General features: G+C 69.8%; 10 protein-coding genes and 1 tRNA gene. 7 read left to right on the top strand and 4 right to left on the bottom strand.

Annotated features, from left to right (window positions below):
* Positions 1-333 precede the first annotated feature (333 nt).
* Positions 334-415: transfer RNA gene (locus tag ABZV91_RS04505), tRNA-Leu, on the top strand.
* A 560-nt stretch (positions 416-975) separates the two neighbouring features.
* Here ABZV91_RS04505 and ABZV91_RS04500 read toward each other — a convergent pair.
* Positions 976-2,058: a hypothetical protein gene (locus ABZV91_RS04500; protein WP_355235308.1), complete on the bottom strand. Its 1,083-nt coding sequence runs from the start codon at positions 2,056-2,058 to the stop codon at positions 976-978.
* 88 nt (positions 2,059-2,146) lie between these two features.
* On the opposite strand from ABZV91_RS04500, the gene ABZV91_RS04495 reads away from it, so the two are divergent.
* Positions 2,147-2,710: a helix-turn-helix domain-containing protein gene (locus ABZV91_RS04495; RefSeq protein ID WP_355235305.1), complete on the top strand. Its 564-nt coding sequence runs from the start codon at positions 2,147-2,149 to the stop codon at positions 2,708-2,710.
* Between the two features lie 589 nt (positions 2,711-3,299).
* Here ABZV91_RS04495 and ABZV91_RS04490 read toward each other — a convergent pair.
* Together ABZV91_RS04490 and ABZV91_RS04485 are read right to left on the bottom strand one after the other, a co-directional pair.
* Positions 3,300-3,611, bottom strand: coding sequence for a DUF222 domain-containing protein (locus ABZV91_RS04490; protein ID WP_355235302.1), 312 nt, complete (start codon positions 3,609-3,611; stop codon positions 3,300-3,302).
* Positions 3,612-3,669: 58 nt separating this feature from the next.
* A complete protein-coding gene (locus ABZV91_RS04485; RefSeq protein WP_355235300.1) occupies positions 3,670-4,239 on the bottom strand; it encodes a PEP/pyruvate-binding domain-containing protein in 570 nt (189 codons plus the stop codon).
* Between the two features lie 175 nt (positions 4,240-4,414).
* On the opposite strand from ABZV91_RS04485, the gene ABZV91_RS04480 reads away from it, so the two are divergent.
* The 5 genes from ABZV91_RS04480 to abc-f all read left to right on the top strand — a co-directional run bounded on the left by ABZV91_RS04480 (position 4,415) and on the right by abc-f (position 10,150).
* Entirely contained in the window at positions 4,415-4,849 is a 435-nt protein-coding gene (locus tag ABZV91_RS04480; RefSeq protein ID WP_355235297.1) for a hypothetical protein, read from the top strand.
* A 96-nt stretch (positions 4,850-4,945) separates the two neighbouring features.
* Positions 4,946-6,076: a PLP-dependent cysteine synthase family protein gene (locus tag ABZV91_RS04475; protein WP_355235295.1), complete on the top strand. Its 1,131-nt coding sequence runs from the start codon at positions 4,946-4,948 to the stop codon at positions 6,074-6,076.
* Positions 6,073-7,386: an MFS transporter gene (locus ABZV91_RS04470; RefSeq protein ID WP_355235292.1), complete on the top strand. Its 1,314-nt coding sequence runs from the start codon at positions 6,073-6,075 to the stop codon at positions 7,384-7,386. The genes ABZV91_RS04475 and ABZV91_RS04470 overlap by 4 nt, the downstream gene beginning before the upstream one ends.
* A gap of 433 nt (positions 7,387-7,819) precedes the next feature.
* The gene (locus ABZV91_RS04465; RefSeq protein WP_355235289.1) at positions 7,820-8,245 is read left to right on the top strand and encodes a hypothetical protein; all 426 of its coding nucleotides are present in this window, start codon (positions 7,820-7,822) and stop codon (positions 8,243-8,245) included.
* A 276-nt stretch (positions 8,246-8,521) separates the two neighbouring features.
* Positions 8,522-10,150: a ribosomal protection-like ABC-F family protein gene (gene abc-f / locus ABZV91_RS04460; RefSeq protein WP_355235286.1), complete on the top strand. Its 1,629-nt coding sequence runs from the start codon at positions 8,522-8,524 to the stop codon at positions 10,148-10,150.
* A 60-nt stretch (positions 10,151-10,210) separates the two neighbouring features.
* Here the strand turns inward: abc-f and ABZV91_RS04455 are convergent, their stop codons facing one another.
* Entirely contained in the window at positions 10,211-11,047 is an 837-nt protein-coding gene (locus ABZV91_RS04455) for a virginiamycin B lyase (protein ID WP_355235283.1), read from the bottom strand.
* Between the last annotated feature and the right edge of the window lie 86 nt (positions 11,048-11,133).

The following is an 11,133-nucleotide window of genomic DNA, read 5'->3' as shown; positions in this document are numbered from 1 at the left end:
GTCCACGCACGGGCGGTCCACACCCGTCGGCCTGCTCTCAGCGAGAATGGCACAAAATCATGAGGGAATCCTCACGTTTGCCTGCCCGTGCGTCGGCTACCGATGAGTATTGGTGCACCCATGTACCAGAATTGGCGGAAACATGAACCTCCCCCATGTTTGAACCTGCTGGTGAGGGCCGGTCCTTACCCCCGCGAAACGTGAGCACTCCTCATATTGCCCGTAATCGAATCGTTATAATCGCAGGTGGGGTTACCGGCGGGTACAAAACGCCACCCCGCGTCTTCGCGATCCGCCGACGGACCGGTAGAGTTTGGACGGTCGTACCACCAAGCGCGAGTGGCGAAATTGGCAGACGCGCCAGATTTAGGTTCTGGTGTCCACGGACGTGGGGGTTCAAGTCCCCCCTCGCGCACCGCTCGAACACGCAAACCAGGCAAATTTGCCGGGAACGCGTGCTTCGAACACCACTCGCACACAGATCTCCGGCAAATTTGCCCGATGTGCGTGCCTCGGTGCTCGAGCCCCACTCGAACACCGGGGGCGGTCTCGAGCACAGCTTCCGAACCGCTCGGATTTCGAGCGTTGGCCGGAGCCGACTTCCGGTTACCACCGCCCTCGAATGCCCTGGTACATAGACCATCCCGTCTCCGTGATCGCCTGCACGGGCGGCCCGAGCAGCTGAACGCGCACGCCGGGATCTCGACGACCGGCGCCTGCTCGAAGCGCGACGCCTACTGGGAGGCGCACGACGCTGTCGCCGCCCACCCCGGCTTCACCGATCCCGCCGACTTCGGCCGCTTCTTCCGTAGGTGCAGCGGCCTCACGCCGTCCACCTTCGCGGCCAGCACAGCAACGGCCGATTCGTCACCACATGTCACATCCGATTCGGAGCAGCCCGCCCGATTCGGGAATACACACCGCCAAGCCGAGCAGATCGACCGGCAGCGGTTTCTGCCTAAGTGGTCTTGCCCGTCAGGCCGGGGCCTCGTCCACGAAGTCGGCTCCGGCACCGGTGGCAAGGTCCGGGCCGAGGGCGGCGGCCGGGGTGTGAGCACCGGGCCGTCCCTTACCCGCGGCGAGCCGGAGCGCGGTCTGAGCGGCGACGGCAGAGGTGAACTCCATTGCGTCGCCGGCCCGCAGCCAGCCTTCGCGGGCGGTGCCGTCGGGCCAGGTGATGACGGCGTGACCCCAGGTGTGGGGGCGGGGGCGTGGGGCGGCCCTGGTCTTGATTCCGGCCATCCGGCCGATCGCGAAGATCCGCACCGTCGGGATCCGCAGGATCGCCGAGAGCAGCGGTAGGGCCGCCCGAACGGCGAGCGAGGCGGGAATGAGGCCGGAGGTCGCCGACACCGAGGGAGCTCCACTGATCCGGTGCGCGGCGATGAGTTCACCGGAGGGCACACCGACCGAGGGCATGCGCTCCCCGTCGGGCAGGGTCAGGTGATGGACTTCCGCCCCGAGGCGGGTCTTGACCAAGCGGCCACCGTCGTAGCGGCGGCCGCCCATCGCGAAGCTGTCCACGATGCCGGTGGCAAGGGCGGTGCCCAGCACTCCTTGCTCGACGGCGGCCGAGGCGAAGGTGTCCACCCGGACCCGGCTCGGCACAGGGCGGTTCTCACACAGGCGTGCGACGATCGCCTCGGTTCCGACGACGCCGAATCCCGCACCGACCACCAGGGTGCTTCCCACGGCGGCGGCCTCGTCGTGCAGGGCGAACAGTCGATGGAAGGCGGCTGGGTCGTTGGCCTGGTCGAGGTAGTGGCCGCCCGGCATGCAGGCGCGGGCGAGCAGGACGGCGGTCTCGGCGTAGTCGCCGATGGTGTTGGCGACCACGGCGGGCCGCTGCCGGGTGATCTCAGCCGCCATGGCCTCCGCCCCCGACGCGACGACGATCTTCGAGTCGGCGTCGAGCCCGAGGTCGGCGGCCGTGGTGCGCAGCCGACCGGCATCGCGCCCGACCAGCACGGGGACGGCCCCGGCCGCCATGATCTGCGCCGCGACGGCCCGCCCGACCCTTCCGGTGGCTCCGAGAATCCAGATCTCACCCTGCGCCATGTCTCCTCCATCCTGCGATGTCTCATTGTGTCATCGCCACGCTAGCATCGATGTCGCAGTGAGTCATCGCGATGGGTAGGATGCGGGCATGGCACGGTGGGACCCCGGAGCGCCGGAACGCCTGCGACATGCGGCGTTGGACCTGTTCGGCGAGCACGGCTACGACGCCGTGACAGTGACGCACATCGCGGAGCGGGCAGGACTGACCCGGCGGACCTTCCACCGGTACTTCCCGGACAAGCGGGAGATTCTTTTCGCCGGCTCCGAGCGGCTTCCGGCCGCCGTGTCCGAGGCGGTTCTCGCTGCGGATCCCGGGCTTGCGCCACTGCCGGCGGCGCTGTCGGCCCTTCGCGAGGTCGGTGTGGCGGTCAGCGGAATGGTCGCCGATTCCGGGCGACGCAGAGCGATCATCGAGTCCAGTCCGGAGCTGCTGGAACGCGAGCGCAGCAAGTCGGCAGCGATCACCGCCGCGCTCCGGGACGCCCTGCAACAGCGCGGGGCCGGGCCCACCGAGGCACACCTCACCGCGCGGGTGGCCTCGATCATTTTCGAGGAGGCGTTCGGTCGCTGGGCCAACGGCGAGGGCGCCTTCCCCGACTGCTTCGACGCCGCCGAGGCCGCGCTCCATGCGGTACTGGCCGGGGACACCTGAGCCGACGCCGTACAGCTCGCGGCTGCCCGCATGGCGGTCTGCCGACTTTCACGAACTCGAGCGGGCGCTCATAGCCGTATATCGGCGGCTCGGGAAGACGTCTGCGATCCAGGATCGAATGAGGACACCAAGCTCTACGCGCAGGTGGCACCCTCCGCCGGGTAGATCCCCGACCACCGCGGCCGAAACCGCAGGCATCCGAACCGTGGAGGTGGGATATGCAACGGTCCCACCCATGTCGCGATATGTCGCGGCACGCCTTCTCCGGGCCACACGGCACGTATTCAGCGCTCGGGCGCAACACCACAAAGCGTATGTCCCGAGACGGGCGGCGCCTCGCGCAGGATGCCAGGGGTTGCCGAGTCGGTCGACGGCGACAGCCACCGGAATGAGCCGCGGGACGATCGTCGACGCCGAGTCCGCGTGCACGCGCGATTACGCGTGACCCGGAATACCCGCATCACGAATACGACAGATCCCACGCACGTGAGAGCGCGTAGAGGAGGCTGCCGCCGTCACCCGCACCGAGTCCGGCGAACCGGGCCGGAGACATCGTCAGATCCTCCATCCCACTCCCGGGCGGGCGGCCTCAACCTGCCACCGCCCACCACGCCTTTCTGGGACGTGAGCGGGCTCGCGGAGCGGCGTAATCGATTCGCCGGCGCGCCTCGGAGGCACTGATCCGCAGCAGATCACTCAATAGCTCCACGGTGTCCCGGTAGCCGGTGTCGGTGGCGAGACCACGGCGGTCGGCCTCGGCAACAGCCGCGACCATGGCCGCCCTCAACCGACGTTGGCGGCGTTCGGTTTCGACGAGGGTGCGCAGCAAGTCGACATCGGCCAATTCCGACCATCTTTGCGCCGGCGCATCCGGTGCCAGTGTCGTCGAATGTGTGTTCACCCGAACCACCCTACCCGACTATCGAACATTTGTTCGATAGTCGGGTAGGCCGAGCCTGTCACGTTCGGGCAGAACCGGCACGGCGTTCGCCGACTCGGGAGCGCACCCAGTCCAGATATCGACCCAGCCACGAATCGCACGGCAATCCCTGCGGGCCTTCGGCGAAGCCATGACCGCCGCGGTCGTAGACGTGCATCTCTACCGACCGGCGGTCCCAGGTCGGCCCCGTCGTGGCGGGCGCCGACTCGGGCAGGGCCGTGATCGGGCGGGCCTGGACGATGAACAAGTGCTGGTCGCGCAGCGCCCACTCGATGTCCATCGGCCGACCGTAGAGCTTCTCGATGCGGACGGCGATCCGGGCCAGATCGGCCGCGGCTCCGGGACGCAGCGCCGGCTCCCGGCGCCGCACCGCGACCGCCACCCCACCCAAGTGCGCGTAGGACCGCTGGATCTCCCCCGCGACGGCCTCCGGAATCGCCTGATCGGCGATGAGGCCGGCGATCTCGAGAGCCGCGACGGTCCAGGTTTCGGGCCGGTCCGCCACAGCCCGGGCGGCGGCGGCCAGGATCCGATCGTGCAGGCCGCCGTCGGCCGGTGGCCCGCGGCCCGGCCCCGCACTCTCGCGCAACTCCCGAATTCACACCACCCGCGGCGCCCCGTTCTCGGAAGTACTGTCACAGAACCCTTCCGGTCACCGACCCGTCACCGAGCCCACCCGAAGAACCGGATACCCAACGGGGGTACAGTAGACCCCACGGCACGAGCCGATCGGGGATGCGACGCTACGGGAACGGAGGTGGCCGGTGACGATCACGACGCGGACCGCGACCGCGGCGTCCCGGCGCGACCGACGGACCCGCGGCGCGACGATCATGGTCGTCCTGGCCGCGCTGGCGTTGCTGTCGCCCCTGCTCCACTGCGATCCGCTCGCCGCGCCGGCTTCGCACTCCCGGCTGCACGAGGCCGTGACAACGGCCGGTCACCACGACCGCACCGGCGATCCGGCCCGTAGCCACTGCGCGGCCGCCCACCCGGTGCACTGCGCATCCCAGGCGGTGCTGCCCGCGCGGATCCCCGACCCGTTCGCCCTCGTTCTCCTGGTAACCCTGGCACTCGCCACGGCGGTCGCCCTCGCGTTCGCGCCCACCGCCGGCCGCTGCATCCGGGGACCGCCGGTCGGCACGCTCGCCACCGGGGGCCGCGAGATCCTCACCCGCTTCTGTATCGCCCGGCGCTGATCGACGGCGCGCGGCCGGCCCGATGGGCCCGGCCGGCATCCGCTGCCGACCATCCACCGCCGGATCCGGGTGGATCCGATACAGAAAGCGACAGTCATGAACAACGTGATCCTGCCCGAGCGGGCGGAGCCGACCGCCGCGGGAAACGTTTCGATCCCCGGCACCGCCCTGACGCCTCCGGCCCTGGTGGGCAACACGCCGGTGCTGTGGGTGGGTGCCCCACTCGCTCCCGCCGGGCGCGGATTCTGGGCCAAACTCGAGGGCAGTAATCCCGGCGGGATGAAGGACCGTCCCGCCCTGCATATGGTGCGGCGCGCGCGGGCGCGCGGCGATCTCGCACCGGGCGCGCGGATCGTGGAATCCACCAGTGGCACTCTGGGACTGGGTCTGGCACTGGCCGGAGTGGCCTACCACCACCCGGTCACCCTGGTCACCGATCCGGGTATGGAACCGATCGTCGAACAGTTGCTGACGGCGTACGGCGCCACTGTGGACGTGGTGCCCGCACCGCATCCGGTGGGTGGCTGGCAGCAGGCCCGCCGCGACCGGGTGGCGCGCATACTGGCGGCGGAGCCGTCGGCATGGTGCCCGGACCAGTACAACAATCCCGACAATGTGGCCGGGTACGAGTCGCTGGGTGTGGAACTGATCGAACAGCTGGGCGGCGTGGACGTGCTGGTCTGCGCGGTGGGCACCGGCGGTCATTCGGCGGGCGTCGCGCGCGTCCTGCGCCGGTTCGACCCGAACCTGAAACTCATCGGCGTGGACACCGTGTCCTCCACCATCTTCGGGCAACCGCCGGGACCGCGACTCATGCGCGGGCTCGGCTCCAGTATCTACCCCGCCAATGTCGACTACGCCGCGTTCGACGAAGTCCACTGGGTCGCCCCGGCCGAAGCGGTGTGGGCCTGCCGGACCCTGGCCACCACCCATCACGCCACCGGCGGCTGGAGCGTCGGCGCGGTGGCTCTGGTCGCGGGCTGGGCGGCCGGGCAGTTCGATGCCGATGTCCAGGTCGCCGCGATCTTCCCCGACGGCCCGCAACGGTATTTCGACACTGTGTTCAGCGACGCGTACTGCCGCGCGCACGATCTGCTCGGCGGGGCGCCACCGGTGGAGCCGACCACGGTCTCCTCCCCGTTCGAGGGGGAATTCCGCGCGTGGACCCGCTGCGCGACAGTGGTGGATCCGCGCGGGCGCACGGCGTTCGAGGGAGCCGGCCGATGAGAACCCTCGCCGCCTTCCGTGGCTTCGACACTCCGGTACGGCTGCTGATGATCAACCAGTTCGGTATCAATCTCGGCTTCTACATGCTGATGCCGTTCCTGGCCGGATATCTGGCCGGTCCGCTCGGGCTCGCCGCGTGGGCCGTGGGACTCGTGCTGGGGGTGCGCAATTTCTCCCAGCAGGGCATGTTCCTGATCGGCGGGACCCTGGCCGACCGGCTGGGTTACAAACCCCTGATCGTGGCCGGATGTCTCTTGCGCACAGGCGGTTTCGCGCTGCTGGTGTTCGCCACCGGCCTGCCCGCACTGCTGATCGCGTCGGCCGCCACGGGATTCGCCGGGGCGTTGTTCAATCCGGCGGTCCGCGCCTACCTCGCCGCCGGATCCGGGTCGCGCCGGGTGGAGGCCTTCGCGCTGTTCAACATCTTCTATCAGGCCGGAATCCTGGCGGGTCCGCTGGTGGGAGTCGCGCTGCTGACAATCGATTTCCGGGTGGTGGCCGGCGCGGCCGCCCTCGTGTTCGCCGTGCTGACCGTGGCTCAGCTGCTGGCGCTGCCCGCGGGACCCGCGCTGCCCGACGACGCTCGGGTGCCGGTACGGACGGCGTGGTCGGGTGTGCTGCGCAACCGGCAGTTCGTGGCGTTCTCGCTGGCGATGATCGGGTCCTACATTCTGTCCTTCCAGATGTATCTCGCGCTTCCGTTGCAGGCGGAGGTGATCGCCGGAGACCGCGCCCAATGGCTGGTCTCCGCGTTGTTCGTGATCTCCGGAGTGATCGCGGTGGCCGGCCAGTTGCGCATCACGGCGTGGTTCCGGGCGCGCTGGGGCACCGGGCGCGCGCTGGTCGCGGGGATGGCGATCCTGGCCGGCGCCTTCGTGCCGCTCGCTCTGATCCCGGTCCCGGGGCGATTCGGAGCCTGGGCCGCGGTGGCCGCCCTGCTGGTCTCGGCGGCGGTGCTGGCCGTCGGCACCGCCGCGGTGTTCCCGTTCGAGATGGACACGGTCGTCACGCTGGCCGGAGACCGTCTGGTGGCCACCTACTACGGCTTCTACAACAGCGTCGTCGGTATCGGCATCCTGATCGGCAATCTCGCGACGGGTGCCGTATTCGGAGCCGCTCGAGCAGCCCATGCCGAGGTGCTGGTCTGGGTCGGGCTGTCCTTGATCGGAGCACTCTCCGCCGTGGCCCTCGCTCGCCTCCGCCGGACCGGGACCGATGATCCCGATGTGGTGGCCGGGCCCGGCGGTGCGATGGCGGCCCCGGCGGAGCCCGGTTCCCGGCCCGCGGGATCGGTCGGCCGCCGCGACTGAGCGCCCGGCCGGACCCGGCGGGTCGGCGTTCGTCTGCGGGCCGGTCGGGCGGGGCCGGGACGAACGGGGTCGGCGCTCGGCAGAGTACGAACAGCTCAGCGCTCGGCCGGGCACGGCCACGTACGCCTCCGCGCCGCGGCGGCGCGGGCCGTGTGCCCGAATCGAGATCTAGGCTCGGTGGCGATCGCGAAGGCGGCCTTCCTCGGCGGTGATCGTGACCGGACCGGCTCGCACCAGCCGGGACAGGACGGCTCACCGGGGCGTACGGCGGTCTGTGGGGTACTGCCCCGGTCACGGTTCCGGCACGATCCCGGTGTCCCCACTTACCCGCGACCCCGCGCGGCCATCCGCGACCATTGCCGCTCACCTGGGATGATAGCTACGATCAATCAGCTCGAACGGGTGGGGGGACTCGACCGAACGGAAGGGAACCATGAGGCCACAAGCGCGCAGCCGGGGCCCCCGGCTTCTCGGTGCCATCGTCGGGGCCGTCGCCCTCTTCTTCGCAGTCGCCGCGCCGGCGGCCGCGCTCCCGTGGACCCCGGCGACACCGGTCGCCGACGGCCCGAATCCTCAGGTGGAACTGCACAGCTACTGCGAAGAACCCGGTGAGGTCGGGCATCTCGCCGACGGCACCACGGTCTACTGTTCCGCCATCTCGGATTCCGATGCCTTCGCATGGTCGTACTACTCCGAACCCCTGCCGATGGATCCGAACAACCGCCCCTACACCTGCGACACCGCGAGTTGCGAATACGAGGACGGATCCACCGTGCCGGACGAGCAGCGGTGCGGAATACAGTGCGCCGAACCGCCCACCACCGGTGATCTGCAGCCCCACCTCGCGTCGCGTCCCTGAACCGACTCCCTCCCGTCCGCTCGCCGGCCGGCCGGGCGCGGCGCCGGCCTGCCGCCCCAACCCGGCCGCCGGTGCGCGGACTGCTATCGTGAACAGGGAATCCTCGACCACAGAGAGATCGATCATGGTTGGTGAACTCGACATCTCCGGAGCCACCCGGCTCTGACGGCCACCAGTAGGGCGCATCGGGCGCCGCTGTAGTGGCCGATCCGTCGTTCACTTTTCCTTCTTCGGAGCTGCGTGACGCATCCGAACGACAACCGAGGTCTCTCCTACATGTCCGAATCCTTCATCGTCTGTTCGAACCTGTCGTTCTCCTGGCCGGACGACACCCCGGTGTTCGCCGATCTGTCCTTCAGCGTGCCCGGCGGCCGCACCGGTCTGGTCGCACCCAACGGCGCGGGTAAGAGCACGCTGCTCCGATTGATCGCGGGTGAGCTGGAGCCCGGCGCCGGCAGTGTGTCCGTGGACGGCGTACTCGGCTACCTCCCGCAGACCCTGCCGCTCACCGGCGCGATGACAGTCGCCGAAATCCTCGGTATCGCACCGATCCTGGCCGCGCTGAACGCCGTGGAGTCCGGTGACACCGCCGAAGAGCATTTCACCACCATCGGCGCGGACTGGGATATCGAGGAACGCACCCGTGCCCAGCTGGAACGCCTGGGGCTCGGCGACCTGACGCTGTCCCGGCGGTTGCGCACGCTCAGCGGCGGTCAGGTGGTGTCGCTGGGTCTGGCGGCCCAGTTGCTGCGCCGACCCGATGTGCTGTTGCTCGACGAGCCGACGAACAACCTCGATCTCGCGGCCCGGCACCGGCTCTACGATCTGCTGGCGGAGTGGAAGGGCTGCCTGCTCCTCGTGAGTCACGACCGGGCGCTGCTCGACCGGATGGACCGGATCGCCGAACTGCACGCCGGTGAGATCCGCTTCTACGGCGGTGATTTCACCGAGTACGAGGAGTCGGTGCGCGCCGAACGCGAGGTGGCGGAGAAGAACATCCGCAATGCCGAACAGGAGGTCAAGCGCGAGAAACGGGAACTCCAGCAGGCCCGGGAGCGCGCCGCGCGGCGGGCGAGCAACGCGGCCCGGAATCTGGGCAACGCGGGGCTGCCGAAGATCTTCGCCGGCACCATGAAACGCAATGCCCAGGAGTCGGCCGGGCGGGCGCACGAAACCCACACCACCCGGGTCGATGCCGCGAAGAGCCGGCTGGACCTGGCCGAGCGTGCCCTGCGCCCGGAGCAGCGGATCGCCCTGCAGTTACCGGACACCGATGTCCCGGCCGGGCGTACGGTTTTCGCCGGCGAGGGGATCCGGTACCGCTTCGGCGAACAGGAGGTCTTCGCCGGTGACGGTGTGGAGCTGACCATCCGCGGACCCGAGCGGATCGCGCTGACCGGACCCAACGGGGCGGGTAAATCCACCCTGCTGCGGATCGTGCACGGCGATCTGGCGCCGGACAGCGGCTCGGTCACCCGGGCCGAGGGCCGGGTGGCCTATCTGTCGCAGCGGCTGGATCTGCTCGACCTCGACCGGACCGTCGCCGAGAACCTGGCCGCCTTCGCACCGAACCTGCCCACGCCGCAGCGGTTGAATCTGCTGGCGCGGTTTCTTTTCCGTGGTTCCCGGGTCGATCTTCCGGTGGGCGCGCTGTCCGGTGGTGAACGGCTGCGCGCCACACTGGCCTGTGTGCTGTTCGCGGAGCCGGCACCGCAGTTGCTGCTCCTGGACGAACCGACCAACAACCTCGACCTGGTCAGCGTCGGACAGCTCGAAAGCGCGCTGGACGCCTACCGGGGCGCGTTCGTGGTCGTGAGCCACGACGAGCGGTTCCTCGCCGAGATCGGGGTGCGGCGCCGGCTACGGCTGGCCGACGGCCTGCTCCGCGAAGTCGCCGGCGAGTGAGCCCCGAACCGTCCGCTCGGCGTGCTGATTCCCGCGCCGAGTGGGCGGTTTCCCCCGCCGTCACACGGCGATGCGCTCGAGACTGCCGGATTCCATGGCCACCCACAGCGCGCCGTCCGGCCCGACCGTCACCCCGTGCGGTTCGGCGCCGGGCAATTCGGTTTCGGTGATCGCGCCGTCGGTGGTGATACGGCCGAGTCTGGTCGCCGCCCATTCGGTGAACCACAGCGCTCCGTCGGGACCGGTGACGATGGCGTGCGGCCGGCTGCCGCGGTCCGGGAGCGGGAACTCGGTGATCGTGCCGTCGGTGCCGATCCGGCCGACCTGCCCGCCCCCGATCTCGACGAACCACAGCGCGTCGTCGGGGCCCGCGGTGATACCGACCGGCATGGCGCCCGCGGTCGGTAGCGGATACACGGCCGTGGCTCCGCTACCGGGGTCGATGCGGCCGATGGCATTGCCCTGATTGAGGGTGTACCACAGCGCCCCGTCCGGGCCGGGGGTGATCATGGAGGGCATCCCCGACACGGCGAACCGGGTCAGCTCACCGTCGCCGGTCAGCCGCCCGATGGTGTCGGTCTGCAATTCGGTGAACCACACGGCGCCGTCGGGGCCCGCGGTGATGCCGTACGGAGATCGCGCCGGGAACCAGGTCGCATCACCTTCCCCAGCGATGCGACCGATGCGGTCACCACGGAATTCGGTGAACCACATGGCTTCGCCGGGCCCCGGCACGATCACCGTCGGCTGTCCGTCGGAGGGGTCGAGTGGGAAGGTTTCCACCTCACCGTCGGAATACCGGCCCAAGGCCCCCTCGGCCGCCATGGTGAACCACAGGGCGCCGTCCGGACCGGTACTCAGTCCGTACGGCGATCCGGAAACTCGAACCACTCGCACTCCTCCTCGTACTCCCGCCCGATCGCGGCGCGATCGACCGGTGCTCCCCGCCCGACTCGGCAGTGTGCCCGCCGGGCCGCGCGAGG

It is taken from the genome of Nocardia sp. NPDC004568 (assembly GCF_040609955.1).
Lineage (GTDB): Bacteria > Actinomycetota > Actinomycetes > Mycobacteriales > Mycobacteriaceae > Nocardia.
Note: the sequence above shows the minus strand (reverse complement) of the source record. Positions and strands in the feature narration are given on the sequence as shown.

Coding starts and splice junctions, on each gene's coding strand:
- ABZV91_RS04500 (WP_355235308.1), bottom strand. CDS start 2,058: ATGGCGCAGGGTGAGATCTGGATTCTCGGAGCCACCGGAAGGGTCGGG.
- ABZV91_RS04495 (WP_355235305.1), top strand. CDS start 2,147: ATGGCACGGTGGGACCCCGGAGCGCCGGAACGCCTGCGACATGCGGCG.
- ABZV91_RS04475 (WP_355235295.1), top strand. CDS start 4,946: ATGAACAACGTGATCCTGCCCGAGCGGGCGGAGCCGACCGCCGCGGGA.
- ABZV91_RS04470 (WP_355235292.1), top strand. CDS start 6,073: ATGAGAACCCTCGCCGCCTTCCGTGGCTTCGACACTCCGGTACGGCTG.
- ABZV91_RS04465 (WP_355235289.1), top strand. CDS start 7,820: ATGAGGCCACAAGCGCGCAGCCGGGGCCCCCGGCTTCTCGGTGCCATC.
- abc-f (WP_355235286.1), top strand. CDS start 8,522: ATGTCCGAATCCTTCATCGTCTGTTCGAACCTGTCGTTCTCCTGGCCG.